Source organism: Nocardia callitridis, from assembly GCF_039543305.1.
Lineage (GTDB): Bacteria > Actinomycetota > Actinomycetes > Mycobacteriales > Mycobacteriaceae > Nocardia > Nocardia callitridis.
The window spans coordinates 183864-201906 of record NZ_BAABJM010000001.1 but is presented as its reverse complement, the minus strand read 5'-3'; the positions used below and the strand labels follow the sequence as shown (position 1 = coordinate 201906).

General features: G+C 65.9%; 12 protein-coding genes and 1 pseudogene. 7 read left to right on the top strand and 6 right to left on the bottom strand.

Annotated features, from left to right (window positions below; genetic code table 11):
* Window positions 1–57: 57 nt before the first annotated feature.
* From ABEA50_RS00825 to ABEA50_RS00810, 4 genes are all read left to right on the top strand, one after another.
* Window positions 58–636 carry a TetR/AcrR family transcriptional regulator gene (locus ABEA50_RS00825; protein WP_345493004.1) on the top strand — a complete coding sequence of 193 codons (579 nt, stop codon included), beginning with the start codon at window positions 58–60 and terminating at the stop codon, window positions 634–636.
* Between the two features lie 72 nt (window positions 637–708).
* Window positions 709–1497, top strand: coding sequence for an SDR family oxidoreductase (locus ABEA50_RS00820; protein WP_345493003.1), 789 nt, complete (start codon window positions 709–711; stop codon window positions 1495–1497).
* 34 nt (window positions 1498–1531) lie between these two features.
* Entirely contained in the window at window positions 1532–1813 is a 282-nt protein-coding gene (locus tag ABEA50_RS00815; protein WP_345493002.1) for a helix-turn-helix transcriptional regulator, read from the top strand.
* Entirely contained in the window at window positions 1777–2274 is a 498-nt protein-coding gene (locus ABEA50_RS00810) for a hypothetical protein (RefSeq protein WP_345493001.1), read from the top strand. Before ABEA50_RS00815 ends, ABEA50_RS00810 begins: the two co-directional genes overlap by 37 nt.
* Before the next feature lie 290 nt (window positions 2275–2564).
* Here ABEA50_RS00810 and ABEA50_RS00805 read toward each other — a convergent pair.
* The 4 genes and pseudogenes from ABEA50_RS00805 to ABEA50_RS00790 form a co-directional block, all read right to left on the bottom strand.
* Window positions 2565–2705, bottom strand: a pseudogene (locus ABEA50_RS00805) (dihydrofolate reductase); the annotation flags it as partial.
* 53 nt (window positions 2706–2758) lie between these two features.
* Entirely contained in the window at window positions 2759–3274 is a 516-nt protein-coding gene (msrA, locus tag ABEA50_RS00800) for a peptide-methionine (S)-S-oxide reductase MsrA (RefSeq protein WP_345493000.1), read from the bottom strand.
* Between the two features lie 145 nt (window positions 3275–3419).
* Window positions 3420–5402, bottom strand: coding sequence for a UvrD-helicase domain-containing protein (locus ABEA50_RS00795; RefSeq protein ID WP_345492999.1), 1983 nt, complete (start codon window positions 5400–5402; stop codon window positions 3420–3422).
* A 227-nt stretch (window positions 5403–5629) separates the two neighbouring features.
* Window positions 5630–6370, bottom strand: a complete 741-nt coding sequence (locus tag ABEA50_RS00790; RefSeq protein WP_345492998.1) for a MerR family transcriptional regulator — start codon at window positions 6368–6370, stop codon at window positions 5630–5632.
* A gap of 553 nt (window positions 6371–6923) precedes the next feature.
* On the opposite strand from ABEA50_RS00790, the gene ABEA50_RS00785 reads away from it, so the two are divergent.
* The gene (locus tag ABEA50_RS00785; protein ID WP_345492997.1) at window positions 6924–7550 is read left to right on the top strand and encodes a sigma-70 family RNA polymerase sigma factor; all 627 of its coding nucleotides are present in this window, start codon (window positions 6924–6926) and stop codon (window positions 7548–7550) included.
* An 80-nt stretch (window positions 7551–7630) separates the two neighbouring features.
* Here the strand turns inward: ABEA50_RS00785 and ABEA50_RS00780 are convergent, their stop codons facing one another.
* A complete protein-coding gene (locus ABEA50_RS00780) occupies window positions 7631–11362 on the bottom strand; it encodes a multifunctional oxoglutarate decarboxylase/oxoglutarate dehydrogenase thiamine pyrophosphate-binding subunit/dihydrolipoyllysine-residue succinyltransferase subunit (protein ID WP_425577558.1) in 3732 nt (1243 codons plus the stop codon).
* 174 nt (window positions 11363–11536) lie between these two features.
* Window positions 11537–15238, bottom strand: coding sequence for an ABC transporter ATP-binding protein (locus ABEA50_RS00775; protein WP_345492995.1), 3702 nt, complete (start codon window positions 15236–15238; stop codon window positions 11537–11539).
* Window positions 15239–15581: 343 nt separating this feature from the next.
* On the opposite strand from ABEA50_RS00775, the gene ABEA50_RS00770 reads away from it, so the two are divergent.
* Entirely contained in the window at window positions 15582–16256 is a 675-nt protein-coding gene (locus ABEA50_RS00770; protein WP_345492994.1) for a GntR family transcriptional regulator, read from the top strand.
* Window positions 16257–16351: 95 nt separating this feature from the next.
* Window positions 16352–18034 (top strand): purine-cytosine permease family protein, encoded by a 1683-nt coding sequence (locus ABEA50_RS00765; protein WP_345492993.1) that lies wholly within the window; start codon window positions 16352–16354, stop codon window positions 18032–18034.
* Window positions 18035–18043: the final 9 nt, after the last annotated feature.

Sequence of the window (18043 nt, the reverse complement as noted above, 5' to 3'; positions counted from 1 at the left end):
CGCGTTCGGGCGCAGCTTTATTTGACTCGTAGTTACAGTATCGCTACGTTGAGTGGCATGCCCAGGCATAAGGAGTTCGACGCCGACGCTGCTGTCGACAAGGCGATGCAGGTGTTTTGGACGCATGGGTACGCGAACACGACGCCGCAGCGGTTGGTGGATGAGCTCGGGATCGGACGGGGGAGTCTGTACAACGCTTTTGGCAGCAAGCGGGAGTTGTATGAGCGTGCGTTGCGGCGGTACTACGAGCGGGAGACCGCTCGGCTGATCGAGGTGTTGGACGGGCCTGGTGACGCGCGTGGGCGGCTGCGGGCGGCGCTGCGGGTGGTGATCGCTGCGTCGCTGGGGGATCGAGATCGGCGGGGTTGTCTGATGACCAATGCCGCGATCGAGCTCACCGCGGACGATGAGCTCGTCGCGCATCTGGTTCGGCGCGCGTTCGATCGGCAGCATGCCGCGTTCTTCAGTACCGTCGCCGAAGGGGTCGCGATGAAGGAGTTCGGGGCCGAAACCGATTGTGCGGCTGTAGCTTCGCTGCTGTTGGCGACGATCAATGGGATCCGGGTGCTCGCTCGGGTCGACCCGAGTCCGGCGCGGTTGGATGCGTTGGCGGATACGGCGTTGCGGGTGCTCTGAGTCCTTGTTCGGCTACTTTCTGGGTTTTTATGTCGGTAAATACTGTAACTATAGTTCAAGAAAGATGTGGCAATGGATCTACAACTGACCGGTAAGACAGCACTCATCACCGGAGCTAGCAAGGGGATCGGGCTCGAGGTTGCCCGCACGCTGGCCGCTGAGGGTGTTCGAGTGGCTGCCGCCGCGCGCACCATCACACCGGAACTCGCTGCGCTGGACGACGTCCACCCGATTACCGCCGACCTCGCAAGCTCCACCGGCCCAACGGAACTCGTCGAGCAGGCGATCGGTGAACTGGGCGCGCTCGACATTCTTGTCAACAACGTCGGCGGCGTCCGTCCCGGCATCAGCCACGGCCAACGATTCGCCGAAATCGACGACGCCGCTTGGCAAGAGGCGCTCGACCTCAACCTGATGAGCGCCGTTCGAGTCACCCGATCCGCTATCCCCAGCCTGACCGGGCAACGCGGCATCATCATCAACATCTCCTCCATCGGCGCTCGATTCGCCCACCCCCCAATCGAATACGGCGTAGCCAAAGCCGCCCTCACCAACCTCGGCAAAGCCCTCGCCGAAGACCTCGGCCCCGACGGTGTCCGCGTCCTCACTGTCAGTCCCGGTCCCACCGCCACCCGCAACTGGACCGCGCCCGACGGGATGGGTGCCGACCTGGCTCGCGAAGCGGGTCTGGGACTCGATGACTTTCTCGCCGCCCTGCCTGCTCGAATGGGTATCACCACGGGGCGATTGACCGATCCGGCCGAGACGGCGGCGTTGATTACATTCCTGGCATCGTCGGCGGCGGGGAACATCACGGGTGTGGACTACGTGATCGACGGAGGCGTGCTCAAGACGGTGTAGGGCCGAGTGTGGGCCACGGGTCACTTGACAGCAAATGTCAAAGATACTTAACATTTGCTTCGTGGTCGGCGATCAGGGACACCATCCGGTACGTGCGCGACGGCGCGAGTGTCGAATGACCCAGGCGCAATTGGCGACAACGGTTGGCGTCAGTCGCCAAACCGTGATTTCGATCGAGCAGGGCGACTACGCACCGAGCGTCTACCTCGCCCTTCGCATCGCGCGAGCGCTGGAAGCGACGGTCGAAGAAGTTTTCTGGTCCGATGAACTGGAGGCAGCGTGGCCAACACCACCGCACTCGAAGACACCTTCCTAGCAGCCGACGACCCGGCGTGGGGAGACGAACGGGCCCGCGAGGAGTTCTATCGCGGCTCGACGATCGCGTTGTGCGCGACGATATACGGCTGCTACGTGATCGCCATCGTGGCCGCCGCACTGGACGCCAGACCGGTGTCGTTGCTGATCTTCGTACTTCCCAGCCTCACAACGCTACTGCTGTACCGCTACTGCGCCCGGCGAGGCATCGACGTGCGCGCGTTGCTCAAACGCTTCGCGCCGCGACGAAGGTGGACCGCCTACCTCACCACGTACCCCTTGATAGTCGCATGGTTGGTGGTGTTCCTGTGGCCCATGGTCGCCTCGGATTCATTGCCGCAGAGCCTGTTCGGCGCGGTGGTCGGCGGAGCCGTCGGCGCGGCCGTCGCGGCCGGCACCGTCAAGCTCGTGCAGCGCAGGGCGAGAGCGAAGGACATCCCGGAGGATGATCACTTCGATTAGTGCCCAACAATGCCGCGGTGGGAACACGCGTGCCGTGATGAAGCGTGGGCTTCTTAGTACGCTTGCACCTCGACCTCGGCGGGGTTCGGGTTCGAACTGACCTGGACCACGACTAGGCCGGGTCCCGTGGGCAAGTTCTCACGGACGAATCCGGCCGTGCCGTTCTTGTCCGGTTCCGAGTAGCCGGGGACGGTGACATCCGCCTCGCCCGCTGCCCCGGTGTCGACATTGCGCCAGGACACATGAGACGTCACGGCGCACGCGGGGTCCGGGTTTCCGGTTTCGAACACCTGCGAGTCCCAGCCCTCGGGTGCCGGCCGGTGTGTCACGACGACTACGTGGTCCATCCCGCCCGGAGGCTTCCCGTCCCAGTCATCCGTCATGTCGAAGACGTGGCGGCCGACGACGGTCACCCCGATCTGGCCCCAGTAGGCCGAAAACAGCTGGCCCGAGCGGAGGCTCGGGCCAGCTGTGGTGGAAGTGGTTACTGCGAAGCGGTTTCGCGCTTCGGGAGCTTCCAGTTCGGGCGCGGGTAGTGACAGGTGTAGCCGGTGGGGTAGTGCTGGAGGTAGTCCTGGTGCTCGGGTTCGGCTTCCCAGAACGTGCTCGCGGGGGTCACCTCGGTGACGACCTTGCCCGGCCACAGGCCGGAGGCTTCTACGTCGGCGATGGTGTCGATGGCTACGCGCTTCTGCTCGTCGTCGAGGTAGAAGATCGCCGAGCGGTAGGCGGAACCGACGTCGTTGCCTTGACGGTCCTTGGTGGTCGGGTCGTGGATCTGGAACAGGAATTCCAGCAGTGCGCGGTAATCGGTGACGGTGGGGTCGTAGACGATCTCTACAGCCTCGGCGTGACCGGGGTGGTTGCGGTAATTGGGGTTGTCGTTGCTGCCGCCCGTGTAACCGACCCGCGTCGACAGCACACCCGGCCGCTTCCGGATCAGATCCTGCATACCCCAGAAGCAGCCACCGGCCAGAATTGCCGTCCGTGTGTTGGTCACCGCGTCCTCCTTGGTGAAGTGTTGTCCTGCCGGTAGCGCGGCCCGTGCGCGCGGGATTCTGCTGATTCGCGCGACGCGCCGCCATTGTCGTCCACTCCTACAACGGACACGGTGACCGGGATTGTTCCGTGCGTGCGGTCGGCGCTCAGTCGCGCGTGAATCCCACCCAGATATAGTCCCGCGCCCGCGTGAGCGCCACCATCGTCTGTCGTCCGGTCAGCTCCGCCCGGTCGCGCTGACCGCCGGTGAGTTCGGCGACGGGTGCGGTGGGTGCTTCCGTGACATGGAAGACGGCGGGAAAGTCCATTCCTTTGGCGCGGTGCACGGTGCCGACCTTCACCACATCGCGCTGCGTGCCGTCGAAGCGCTCGAGCGATACGGTCGGGATGTCGGCGCGTCGTAATGCGGCGGTGAAGCGCGTCGCCTGGCTGTTCGTTGTGGTGATCACCGCGATGTCCGACCAGGGCAGGTTGGAGTCGGTGATCGCCTGCACCAGCTGTGTGTGCGCTTCTCGACGGGGGAAGGTGTGTGAGGTGGCGATGCCACCGGGGAGTACTACTTCGGTGTCGCGCAGGACGAATCCGGGGGCGCCGTCGAGGTCGTCGACGGAGTTGGTGGCATCGACCTGCTTGGCGTAGTCGTGGACGGCCTTTCGGTTGCGGTAGTTGGTGCGCAGCACCGCGCCGCGGCCGACGATGGGGATACCGGCGTCGGAGAGGCGCCAGCCGCCCGGATACACCTGTTGTTGGCCGTCGCCGACGAGTATCAGCGGGGCGCTCGGCTCACCACCGGCGATCTGGTGGACGAGGCGTAACTCCATGAGGGTGAAATCCTGGACCTCGTCGACGACGACCAGGCCATACGGGTCATCGAGCGGCGCGGCGCGTAGTTCGGCGATCGCCTTCGCGACGACGTCGCTGAAGTCATCGAAGCCGCGTTTGCGAAGATTGCGCTGGTATGGCTCGAACAGTGTGCGCCACAAGATTTCTCGACGCTGGCCGTCCAATGGGATGCGGTTGCGTCCGGTGCGGTCGATGCGTTTGTACTGCTCCACATCGGTGATCCCGCGGCCTTTGATGACACGGTGGATCTCGTCCTCCCAATACGTCGGACTCGGCTCGATGGCAGCGAGATGGTCGCGGCCGGTGTCGAGCCAGGCCCGGCTGAACGCGGTTTTGATCGCCGCGACGTCCGGATCGACGAAGGTGACGTGACGTTCGTGGAGTAGCCGCTTGGTCCAGGCGTGCAAGCCGAGGAACTCCGCTCGGTCTTCGGCATGCGGTGCCAGCTGAAGGAAGCCGGATTTGTGATAGGTCGGCAGTGTTTTCACGAAGCTGGTGAACAGCATCCTGCCGGGCGAGTGCTTGGCAAATCGAGCCATTCGATGCAGCGCCACCACGGTTTTGCCGGTTCCCGCGGGCCCACTGAAGCGCGCGGGACCGTTGAAATTGCGGTGCACCAGTTCTAGTTGACCAGGATCGAGGAACGTCATCCACTCGCTGAAGGGTCGGGTCAGGGCCTTCGTGCGCTCGTCATCGCGGAGTTCTCCCGCCCCGAACAGCGCATCGGCGGTGGCGGGCTGGTTGCTGGGTGCGGAATCGCTCGAAATCAGCTCGGCCCAGGTGTGGCGATCGGCCGCGCGGGTAGCGACGATGCGGGCATGCTGGCGCGACAGCCTCGCTTCGCCACCGAACAGCATGCCGGGCAGCGTGGTCAGATCCGCAGTGCTGAACGACGATTCCGCTGCCGTCGGCACGGCCCTCGGCAACAGCAGAACCAGATCGATCATGTGGGGGACGTAGCGGTTGCGATCGACCATGAGATTGCCGAAGACTTCCTCGGCTCGGACGCGCATGCGCCGAATCCGATGTTCGTCCGGAACAGTTTCGGTGCAGACGAGCGCGAAGACTCCGCCGGGGCCGATGGCGAACGCCCACGCGCGGTCCGACGGCGGGGCCGAGTCCTGTCGTTCGACCAGCACGTGCCAACCGCTGCGCATCAACGGTATCGACAGGAATCGGCGGTGGGTGGCGGAGAGGAATGCCAAGCCGCCGAGCTGTCGCTCGACCCATTGGCGGCGCTGTTCAAAGGCAATATTGACCACGGCTATCCCCCTGCGATAGGCCACAATTCGACGATCTTCACTTCGATCGTAGCCGGGGTTATTCGCAGCGTCTATGAAAGCGGTTGCGTGACAAATGATTACAGCGAAGTGAGGATGTCGTATCGAATCCTCGGGCCGGACGCGGCGATCACTGTTCAGCGGGATCTTCGTGCGCTCGCTGAGTTCTCCCGTGCCGCAACGGGCATGAGTGCGGTGCGGCCCCGACCTTGCCGGGGCCGCACGTGGTTCGCCTACTGCGGCCGAGCGGCCTGCACAGCCTGGATGAACTGCATGGACGCGGGGGAGGGGCCGCCGTGTTCGGCTTGGATTTGTTCGGTGTTCTCCGACTGCATGCGGTACAGCGAGTCGCGGAGGCTGTCGTCGCCGCCGTGGAACTGGTGCAGCAGGCCCATCCATTCGTCGGCCAATGCGCGGGCCTGGTCGGAGGTCGGGTCCAAGTCGGCCGCTATCGCCGCATCGACTCGGGCGATGAGATCGGGCCACGCCTGTTCGACGCGTTTGATCTCGTCCTCGCCGATCTCGGTGCGGCGCTGGGCCAATCGCGCCATCTGGTCGGCGTCGAAGTACTTCGAGAATGTGTCGGCCATGCCGTTCACCTTTCGCATCACATCGAGAAGGTCCGATGTTCGGGGGGAACTCGAATCGGCGAGCATCAGGTCGACCGTCGACTTCACGCGCGTGAGTTCGCTGATCTGGTCGGCGAGGTAGGCCTGCTGCTTGGCCAGCACCTCCCGAAGCGACAACACGTCATCGAGCAGGTCGCCGATCACCTCCAGCGGCAGCCCGAGCTGCCGTAGAGCGGCGACCCGATAGAGCCGCTCGATATCGGTGTCGACATACAGCCGGTGCCCCGACGCCGTGCGCGAAGACGGGCTGACGAGACCGATCCGGTCGTAATGATGCAGTGTCCGCACGGTGAGGCCCGATTCCGCGGCCAACACCCCCACCTTCACCTCGCCCATCACGACCATCCCTTCGAACCTTCACCGGCCCAAGCCGAGCCGATACGCCAACGCTATGACCTGACGTTACGTCAGTTTCAACCCCAAAAGGACACACCAAGATCAACAGGACATTTCCACCGCAGTTCGCTCGCAATGACACCCGGGTGTCCTGTTGATCTTGGTGGGGACGAGGGGCCCTGTAATTCGTGGCTGGTGGAGTTGGGGTGGGGGGTGTTTGGTGGGGAGGTCGCGTCTGTCTTTCGCATCGTTGGTGCGCGATAATGGAAGGTTCGGCAGGTTTCGGCGGAAGGTCCGTGTGGTGCAGTGGTGGGAGTTTGCTCTGCTGAGGGCTCCGGCGGTGGTTGACGCCGGGACGGGCAGGGCGTTTCGCGGCGCGCCCGCGCTCGACCGGGCGCGTCCGCGTCGGAGGGGCGGGGATCTACTCGGCGTTGTCTGGCCGCGTTTTGTCGTGTCCAGGGAGCTGGAAAATGGTGCGGGACGAGGGGTTTCAGGTAGGGGGGTTGGGCGGGGTGAGGTTGATCATGGTGCGGGGGCGCGGCCACACAGTGTCGCGTGGGGTGTGCCGCGCGCTGTCGAGCCGACACCGTCCGGTGGGCGGCCGACCCGACCGTCCAGCACCGCTGTCGAAGGTCTCGACCTTGTGGTCGCGGCCGCGGCGCAGGGCGACAGGGCCGCGCTGAGTCAGGTGCTCGCGACGGTTCGGCCACTGGTCGTGCGCTACTGCCGGTCGCGGATCGGTGCGGGTGAGCGCGGACAGTATTCCGCCGACGATGTCGCGCAGGAGGTATGTCTGGCCGTGATGACCGCCTTGCCCCGGTATCAGGATCAGGGCAGGCCCTTTATGGCCTTCGTCTACGGGATCGCCTCGCACAAGGTCGCCGACGCGCATCGCAATGCCGCGCGCAACAAGTCGGATGCGGTGGCGGATGTACCCGATGTCGTCTCTGTCGAGCACGGCCCGGAACAGCGGGCGCTCGAGTCCGAGACGAGCAGGCAGATGACTCAGCTGCTCGAGACGCTCCCGGAGAAGCATCGGGAGATCCTGATCATGCGCTTGGTGATGGGTTTGTCGGCCGAAGAAACCGCGGCCGCCGTGGACAGCACCGCCGGTGCCGTGCGCGTGGCGCAACACCGTGCGCTGGCGAAGCTGAAATCGCGGATCGCGCACAGCGGGCACTTCGACTGACGGACCCCGAAAACCCGAACGCCGGGTGAATCACCCTCCGCGAGAGGGGATTCACCCGGCGTTTCGAGTGCTGTCAGTGCCTACTCCGTCGGCGCGAAGGTCTCCGCGACGATCTCCGCCTGCTCCACCGCGTGCACCTTGCTCGAACCCGAGGACGGGGCCGACATGGCGCGCCGCGAGATGCGGCGCAGGTTGCGCAGGTGCGCGGGCAGGATGTCCGGGAGGTTCAGGCCGAAGAAGGGCCATGCGCCCTGGTTGGCCGGTTCTTCCTGGACCCACACGATGTCGGTGGCGTTCGGGTAGCTCGACAGCGCCTCGTTCAGGCGGAACTTCGGCAGCGGGTAGAGCTGCTCGACCCGGACCAGCGCCACATCCTCGCGCTTCTGCTTGGCCTTCTCCGCCGCCAGCTCGTAGTAGAGCTTGCCACTGGTCAGCGCGATCCGCTTCACCTTGCTGCGGTCGCCGGTGCCCTGCTCGTAGGCGGGTTCATCGAAGACCGAGCGGAACTTGCTCTCGGTGAAGTCCTTCACGTCCGACACCACGGCCTTGTTGCGCAGCATCGACTTCGGGGTGAAGACGATCAGCGGACGACGGATGCCGTCCAGTGCGTGGCGACGCAGCAGGTGGAAGTAGTTCGCCGGGGTCGAGGGGACCGCGACCATCATCGAACCCTCCGCGCACAGCTGCAGGAAGCGCTCGATCCGACCGGAGGTGTGGTCGGGACCCTGCCCTTCGTGACCGTGCGGCAACAGCAGCACGACATCGGAGAGCTGACCCCACTTGGCCTCACCGGAGGAGATGAACTCGTCGATGATCGACTGCGCGCCGTTGACGAAGTCGCCGAACTGCGCCTCCCACAACACCAACGCGTTCGGGTTGCCCAGCGAGTAGCCGTATTCGAAGCCGACCGCCGCGTACTCGCTCAGCGCCGAATCGTGCACCGCGAACCAGCCGGGGTTCTCGCTGCCGATGTTGTGCAGCGGGGTGTACTCCTCGGCCGTTTTGCGGTCGATGATCACCGAGTGCCGCTGGGTGAAGGTGCCGCGACGGGTGTCCTGACCGGTCAGGCGCACCGCGCGCCCCTCGTCGATCAGGGTGCCGAAGGCGAGCAGCTCGGCGAACGCCCAGTCCACCTTGCCCTCGTAGGCCATCTCGCGACGCTTCTCCAGCACCGGCTTGACCCTCGGGTGCACATTGAACCCGTCCGGCACGTTCAGGAAGGCATCGCCGACGCGTTGCAGGATCGACTTGTCGACGGCGGTCTGCACGGTGGCGGGCACCTGCTGATCGTCCTCGACCGATTCACTCGGCTCCGGTGTGTACTTCTCCAGCTCACGGACCTCGTTGAACACCCGCTCCAGTTGGCCCTGGTAGTCGCGCAGCGCGTCCTCGGCCTCCTTCAGCGAGATGTCGCCACGGCCGATCAGGCTCTCGGTGTATGCCTTGCGCACCGAGCGCTTGGTGTCGATGACGTCGTACATGTACGGCTGGGTCATCGAGGGGTCGTCGCCCTCGTTGTGACCGCGACGGCGGTAGCAGATCATGTCGATTACGACGTCCTTGCGGAACTTCTGCTTGAAGTCGACCGCGAGGCGGGCTACCCAGTCGCACGCCTCCGGGTCGTCGCCGTTGACGTGGAAGATCGGCGCGCCGATGAACTTCGCGATGTCGGTGGAGTATTCGGTGGAGCGGCTGTTCTCCGGTGCGGTGGTGAACCCGATCTGGTTGTTCACCACGATGTGGATGGTGCCGCCGACCCGGTATCCACGCAGACCCGAGAGGTTCAGCGTCTCGGCGACCACACCCTGGCCGGCGAAGGCCGCGTCACCGTGCAGCATCAGCGGGACCACGGAGTAGCCCTCTTCGCCGTCGCCCTTGTCGAGCAGGTCCTGCTTGGCGCGAACCAGGCCCTCCAGTACCGGGTCGACAGCCTCGAGGTGCGAGGGGTTCGCGGTGAGCGAGACCTCGATCTCGTTGTCGCCGAACATTTGCAGGTAGGTGCCGTTGGCGCCGAGGTGGTACTTCACGTCGCCGGAGCCGTGCGCGCCGGCCGGGTTCATATTGCCTTCGAACTCGGTGAAGATCTTCGAGTACGGCTTGCCGACGATATTGGCGAGCACGTTCAACCGGCCGCGGTGTGGCATGCCGATGACGACCTCGTCGTGGCCGTATTCGGCGCACTGGTCGATCGTGGCGTCCATCATCGGAATGACGGTCTCCGCGCCTTCCAGCGAGAACCGCTTCTGGCCAACGTATTTGGTCTGCAAGAAGGTCTCGAACGCCTCGGCGGCGTTGAGTCGGTTCAGGATGTACTTCTGTTGCGCGACGGTCGGTTTTACGTGTGTCTGTTCGACCCGCTCCTGAATCCACTGCTGCTGTTCGGTTTCCAGGATGTGGGTGTACTCGACACCGACGTGGCGGCAGTAGGCGTCGCGCAGTACCGAGAGCACCTCGCGCAGCTTCATTCGCTCCTGGCCATGGAAGCCCGCGACGTTGAAGCTGCGGTCCAGATCCCACAGGGTGAGCCCGTGCTGGGTGACATCCAGGTCCGGGTGGCTGCGGAACTTGTCCTTCACCAGGCGCAGCGGATCGGTGTCGGCCATCAGGTGACCGCGGTTGCGGTAGGCCGCGATCATCTCGAGCACCCTGGCGCTCTTGTCGACACCGCGTTCGCGAATGTCCTTGCGCCAGCGGATCGGCTCGTACGGCACGCCGAGGCCGTGGAAGATCTCGTCGTAGAACTCGTCGGAGATCAGCAGGTTGTGGATGGTGCGCAGGAAGTCACCCGACTCCGCGCCCTGGATGATGCGGTGGTCGTAGGTGGAGGTGAGCGTCATCAGCTTGCCGACACCGATGTCGTTGATGCGCTCGTCGCTCATGCCCTGGAACTCCGCGGGGAACTCCATGGCGCCCGCGCCGATGATCGCGCCCTGACCGGGCATCAGCCGCGGCACGGAGTGCACGGTGCCGATGGTGCCCGGGTTGGTGAGCGAGATCGTGACGCCCGCGAAATCGGTGGCGGTGAGCTTGCCTTCGCGCGCGCGCCGCACGATGTCCTCGTAGGCGGTGTGGAACTGCGCGAAGGTCATCGCCTCGGTGCCCTTGATGGCGGCGACGACGAGTGAACGGCTACCGTCCTTGCCCGCCAGGTCGATGGCGAGGCCGAGGTTGGTGTGCGCGGGGGTGATCGCGTTGGGTTTGCCGTCCACCTCGGCGAAGTGGCGGTTCATGTTCGGGAACGCCTTGACCGCCTGCACGATCGCGTAGCCGAGCAGGTGGGTGAAGGAGATCTTGCCGCCACGGGTGCGTGCGAGGTGGTTGTTGATGACGAGACGATTGTCGATCATCAGCTTCGCCGGAATGGCGCGCACGCTGGTCGCGGTCGGGATGGTCAGCGAAGCGGCCATGTTCTTGGCCACGGCTGCCGCCGCACCGCGCAGTACTTTCGCCTCGTCGGCGGGTTCGGCGGATTTCGGGGCACCGGAGGTCGGTGCCGCATTGGAGGTCGGCGCGGGGGTGGTCTGTGGCTTGCGCGCCGAGGTGTCGGCGGGCACCTGCTTCGCGGGTGCCGGGGCCGCCGGTGCTGGCGTGGCTGGCCTCGGCTGCGCGGGGGCAGGGGTGGATGCGCTGGGGGTGGGAGCGGTGGCGCCATTGCCTGCCGCGGGTGCCTGAGCCGGGGTCGGCGCCTGCGCGGGAGCGGTCGCGGCCGCAGCGCTCTGGCTGTCGCCGGTGGCTTCAGGGGTGTAGTCGGCCAAGAACTCGTGCCAACTCCGGTCGACCGAGGAGGGATCCTTTTTGTACTTTTGGTACATCTCGTCGACTAACCACTGGTTCTGTCCGAACTGGGAAGTTGAGCTGCTCACAGCAGGTGTTCGCCTCTTTTCGTTCTTCGCGCTGCGACGTTTGTGACGTGCCCGGCACGGCGATCAGCGGATACGCGCCGATGTGCCCTATCCGAGGATAGGCCCAGCGGCAAACCGACGGATCTACTGACCACCGGACAGACCTGCCCCCATAGGTGAGGACTCGTCAGTGTCCGACAATATTCCCCCACTCTCGCGTGCCGCTGCCCACAGTCGGCTATATGGTCCGCCCGCGGCGAGCAATTCGGCATGTGGACCGATTTCGGTGATTTGTCCGTATTCTACGACAGCGATCCGATCCGCTCTAGCCGCTGTGCCGAGCCGGTGCGCGACTACCACCGTTGTCCGCCCTCGGCTCAGCGATCGGCTCGCGGTCAATACCGCCGTCTCGGTGTCGGGATCGAGGGTGGCGGTGGCCTCGTCGAGCAGCAGCAGATCGGGGCGGACGAGTTCGGCGCGCGCGAGCGCGATCAGCTGACGCTGACCGGCAGAGAGCCCGCGCCCGCGCTCGCCGACGGGTTGGCGCATGCCGTACGGCAAGGTGGCGATCATGTCGCCGGCACCGACCGCCGCGGCCGCATCGGCGATCTCCTGCTCGGTAGCCGACGGGTTGCCGAAGGCGATATTGCTGGCCACATCGCCGGTGAACAAGTGCGCTTCCTGCGGGACGACACCGAGTCGCGCACGGTACTCGTCGAGGCGATAATCGCGAATGTCGACACCGTCGACGCGAATCGCGTTGGCGGCCCTGTCGTCTCCGCGCGGCGGCAGGTCGTAGAGCCGCGCGAGCAGCTTGACGATCGTCGACTTGCCCGCGCCGGTGGGTCCGACCAGCGCCAGCGTCGAACCGGCGGGGATGCGCACAGACACACCGTCGAGGGCGAACGCGCTGCTGCCCGCGTACTGAAACCGCACGTCCTCGAAGCCCACTTCGCCGTGCAGGCGCCCCTCGATGGGCACGGCGTCGGTCCGATCGGCAGCCAGTGACGACGGCGTGCGCAGCAGCGCGCCGATCCTGCGCAGCCCGACCACCGCCTGCTGATACCCGTCGAAGACCTGGGACAGCTGCAGGATCGGCGCGAAAAGCAATTGCAGATACAGCACGAAGGCCACCAGCGTTCCGGTGCTGGTCGCGCCGGAGGCCACCTCGCGCGCACCGAAGAACACCACCAGTGCCAGCGCGAGATCGGCCCACGCGGAGACGAAGGCGAAGTACAGCGCGATCGCCCGCTGCGCCCGCAACCTGCTGGTGCGATACCGCTGCGAGTATTCGGCGAAGCGCCGCGCCGATCTCGGCTCGTGCCGGTTGGCCTGCACCGCGCGCAGTCCGCTGACATTCTCCTGGAAATCCGCGTTCACCGTCGAAATATGTTCGCGCGACACGGTATACGCGACATGCGAAACCCGGCGGAACAGTGCCGTCGCGATCAACAGCACCGGCAGGGCCACCAGCACGATCAGCGCGAGCGAGGGATCGATGACCAACAGTGCCACCGCGATACCCGCGAGGGTGAGCACGCCGATGATGGTGGTCGCCACGCCGGTTTGCAGGAACGTCGACAACGCGTCGACGTCGGTGGTCATCCGCGTCATGATGCGGCCGGACAGTTCGCGTTCGTAGTAGTCGAGGCCGAGTCGTTGCAGGTGGGCGAAGCTGCGCACGCGCAGGCCGTAGAGCACGCGTTCGCCGGTGCGCGCGGTGAGCAGCGTGTTCGTTGCTTCCACCAGCCAGCCGATCAGCACGAGCAGCAGACCGAGAAACGCCGCGCGTGCGAGCACGCCGGGCCGGGCGCCGACCACGCCGTCGTCGAGTGCGTAGCGCACCAGCGGGGGAAACGCGATACCGATCGCCGCGTCGAGGGCGAGCAGGATCACGGCGCACAGCAGCAGTAAACGCACCGGGCGCAGCATGCCCGTGAGCGTGAAGTTCGGGTCAGGGGCGCGCAAACGCGCGTCGTCTCGGCCCGGCTGTTCGGTGGCCGGGGGTAGTCGGTCGATGGCGCGGCGTAGTTCGGGGGTTTCGCTGAGCCCGGTTGCCGCGGCACCGAATGCGGCTCCGTCGGTGTAGGCACGCGAACCGCCACGCGTCTCGACGTCCTCGGGTGTGCGCGCGAGGTGGCCGGTGGGTGCGGGCAGTCGGATCACCCGATCGGCATGGGCGAGCGTCGATTCGCGGTGCGCGAGGATCAGTGTCGTGCGCCCGCCCTGGTCGGGGAGTCGTTCGAAGATCGTGGCCTCGGTGACCGCGTCGACGGCGGAGGTGGCGTCATCGAGGACGAGCACGCGCGGTTTCGCCAACAGGGTGCGTGCCAGGGCGATGCGTTGACGTTGCCCGCCGGACAGGGTGAGCCCGCGTTCGCCGACCACGGTGTCGTAGCCATCGGGTAGCGCGGCGATGAATTCGTCGGCGGCGGCCTGGTGTGCGGCCTCGGCGATCTCGGCGTCGGTGGCCTCGGGACGGCCGAGGCCGATGTTGGCGGCGATGGTGTCGGAGAACAGGAACGGGTCGTCGAAGACGACGCCGATGGCCGCGCGCACATCCTCCGAACGTGCGTCGCCGAGGTCGACGGCTGCTGCGGCTTTGGCGGATGGTTCGCTTGGCCTGTGCTCGGATTCGTTACCGAAGAGGCGGATTCGCCCGGAATCCGGGGTGTAGAAGCGCGGCAGCAGGAGCGCGAGAGTGGATTTTCCCGCACCGGCGGGGCCGATGATCGCGACGGTTTCGCCGGGCTCGACCCGGAGGTTCACTTCGCGCAGCACCGGCTGTTCGGGGTCGAAACCGAAGGTGACGTCCTCGATATCCATGCCGAGGGGTCCGTCCGGCAAATCGAGCGGATCGGCGGGCTCGGCGACCACCGGCGCGGTATCGATCACCTGGAACACGCGCTCGGCCGCGGCGCGACTGAGCTGCGCCATGATGACGACCGCGGCCAGGGTTCGCGCAGTCCCCGCCATGATGGAGACGTAGGCGGCGAAGGCGAGGAAGGTGCCGACGCTGATCGAGCCGTGCAGGGCGAGCAGGCCGCCGACCGCGATCACCAGCACCAGCCCGGCTTGCGGGATGATCGACACCGTCGGGGTGAAGCGCGCGTTGATCGCGGCGGCACGCATGCGCTCGGCGTACAGCGTGCGGCCGAGGCGTTCGAGCACCCCGACCATGCGGGCTTCCTGACCGAATCCTTTCACCACCCGAACGCCGGTCACCGTCTCCTCGACGTGCTGGGCGACGTCGGCGGCGCGCTGTTGGGCCGACCAGGTGGCCGCGTACACCTTCGGCCGCAGACGCAGCACCACGACGGCGATCGCGGGAACCACCAGCAGAGCGACCACGGCCAACAGTGGCGACAGCCACACCATCACGCCCGCGGCGAGCACGAATTGCAGTAGCGCCATGCCCGACAGCGGCGTCATCGCCATGAGTCCCTGCACCAGTTGCAGATCGGTGATCGAGCGCGACACCACCTGACCGGTGCGAATCGTGTCCTGACCGGCGCCGTCGAGGCGTTGCAGCGACCCGAGCAGGCGCACCCGCAGCGTGTGCTGGACGTCCAGCGATAGCTTTCCCGACAGCAGTCGTCGACCGAAGGACGCCGCGAAGCGGCCGAGCGCGACGAGCACGAGCAGCGCGGCCACGGTGCCGATCACCGATGTCTCGCCCGCGCCCGCCGCGTCGATCGCGCGCTTGGTGAGCAAGGGGCCGACAACCTCCACCGCGGCACCGACGAGCAGCGTCGCGATGATCGCGAAGAGCGTGGTGTTGTGGCGCCTGCACTCGGCCCACAGCCGCCGAATCCAGCCGCGGTGTGCGGTGCTCGGTGCTGTCATCCGGCCCCCACCTCCCTTGTTCAGTCTTGTTGACGTTACCGAGGCCCACCGACAGGCAAATCATCTACGCCTCTGGCCGGCGATCCCGATCTTCACCGCCGCACTTCGCCGTCGGCGCGACAGCGACGCCGAACCGGTTGCCCGACAGGACGGCCCGCAATCGCGGGGCAGAACGGTGTTATTCGAGGCCGACGAGCACGGTGAGGATCTCGTAACAAGCAGCAATCCGCCCGTCACCGCGACGAACGGCCGACGAAACGCCCGGTTCGTACCGTTCCGGCTTGTGGACGCAGCTTTGTATACACAAGTGGACCCGCTTCGGTCCGACGAGATCACCCGGAATATGTCGCAGCGCGAACGGACGTATCTTTCGCTGCGCGACGAGGTGATGAACGGACGCCTCTCGCCGCGTCAACGCCTGGGTGAGGTCGCGTTGGCCGAGCGGTTCGGTTCCTCCCGCACGCCCGTGCGCGAGGCGCTGGCCCGGCTGTTGTCCGACGGCCTGATCGAACGCAGGGACAACGGTTTCTTCGTTGTCGTGCCCAATCCCCGTGAGCTGCGCGACCTGTACGAGTTGCGGGTGACGCTCGAACTGCGCGGCATCGCGCGGGCGATCGACGACCCAGGGGTGCGCCACGATCCGGAGATCCTTTCCGGCGAGCTGGCGCACTGGCACCGGCTGCGGGAGGCGCCGCCGGAACCCGACCCGAGGTTCGTGGTGCTCGACGAACAGTTCCACGCCGCACTGTCGCGGTCCTCGGGCAACCCCGCGCTCACCGAAACGCTGGTCGCGGTGAATCAGCGCATCCGGCGGGTGCGGATGTACGACTTCCTCACCGCCGACCGCATCACCTCCACGATCACCGAGCACATCGAGATCGCCGAACTGGTCCTCGCCGGTGAGTTGCGCGAGGGCCTGCGCGCACTGCACGAGCACGTGGGCGAGTCGATGACGGTGGTGCTCGAACGAGCACAGCGCGCGTGGTCGGCCATGTCGATGCACGCGGAAGCCTTCTGAACCCCGGCGCCCCGAGCACTCACCTCCCAGCAGCTGGCCTACCCCCGCACGTCGACGAAGACGAGTTCCCTCCGCACCACCCTCTGGAGACCACGATGACCGTTGAAGAAGACCTGACCCGGATCAGCGCGCCGCAGGCGCCATCGGGGGCAGCGCCGCAGGCGCCACCGGAGGCGGCGCCGAAGAAGTCCTCGACCAAGGAGACACTGGAGGACTACACGCTGCGGTTCGCGCCGCGCAGCTACCGCCGGTGGACACCCGCTGTGGTCGGCGCCTCGGCGTTGGGTGGCATCGCCTACATGGCGGATTTCTCCATCGGCGCCGGCATCGGCCTCACCCACGGCACGGGCAACGCGCTGCTGGCGATCGGTGTCGCCGCGCTGATCATCTTCGTCTCCGGGTTCCCGCTGGCCTACTACGCCGCCCGCTACAACGTCGACCTCGACTTGATCACGCGCGGTTCGGGATTCGGGTACTACGGCTCGGTGATCACCAGCGTGATCTTCGCCAGCTTCACCTTCATCTTCTTCGCCACCGAGGGCGCGATCATGGCGCAGGGTTTGCGCTACGCCGTGGGATTGCCGCTCTGGCTGGGGTATCTGGCCTCGACGCTGGTGATCATTCCGCTGGTGATCTACGGGATGAAGACGTTGGCGAAGCTCCAGAGCTGGACCAACCCCCTGTGGTTGGTGTTGATGGTGGCGCCGCTGGTGTTCCTCGTCGTCAAAGATCCCGATTCGGTGCAGCGCTGGCTCGCCTACGGCGGCGAGGAAGGCGGTGCCCTGAATACCGCCGCGGTGATGCTCGGTGCGGGCGTGTGTCTTTCGCTGATGGGTCAGATCGGTGAGCAGATCGACTACCTGCGCTTCATGCCGCCGCGTACCGCCGACAACCGGCGGGCCTGGTGGACCTCGATGATCATGGCCGGACCGGGCTGGGTGGTGTTCGGCGCGATCAAGCAGGCACTCGGTGTGTTCATGGCCGTCTACATTCTGGACGCGGTGGGTTCCGCGGCGGCGGTCGAGCCGATCGAGCAGTTCACCGGGGTGTTCAAGGAACTGATGCCGTCGTGGCTGATCGTGCCGCTGGCCCTGGTGCTCGTGGTGCTGTCCCAGGTGAAGATCAATGTCACCAACGCCTATTCGGGGTCGCTGGCCTGGACGAACTCGTTCACCCGCGTGACCAAGCGTTATCCGGGACGACTGGTGTTCGTGCTGGTGAATCTGGGGATCTCGCTGATCCTGATGGAGGCCGACATGTTCAGCTTCCTGAACAACGTGCTCAGCTTCTACTCCAACTGCGCGATGGCGTGGGTGGTCACCGTGGCCACGGACATCCTGGTGAACAAGTACCTGCTGAGATTGTCGCCGAAGCAGCCGGAGTTCCGTCGCGGCATGTTGTACGCGGTGAACCCGGTGGGCGTCGTGTCGTTCCTGGCGTCGTCGCTGGTGTCCATCGCGGTCTACTTCGGACTGTTCGGTGCCGAGCTGCGGCCGTATTCGCCGCTGGTGGCGGTGGGTATCGCCGTGGTGCTGACGCCGTTGATGGCGGTGCTCACCCGGGGCAAGTACTACCTGCGTCGCACCGATGACGGCATCGATGAACCGATTCTCGACAGCGAAGGCAATCCGAGCGCGACCCGCTACCCGTGTGTGGTGTGCGAGGAGTCCTACGAGCGGCCCGACCTGACCGCCGCGGCGACCGGAGGAACCATCTGTTCGCTGTGTCTGAGCACCGACCGTGGCGGCGAGCACGTGCTGCCCGCGCAGCTGGCCTGAGGGAGCGCA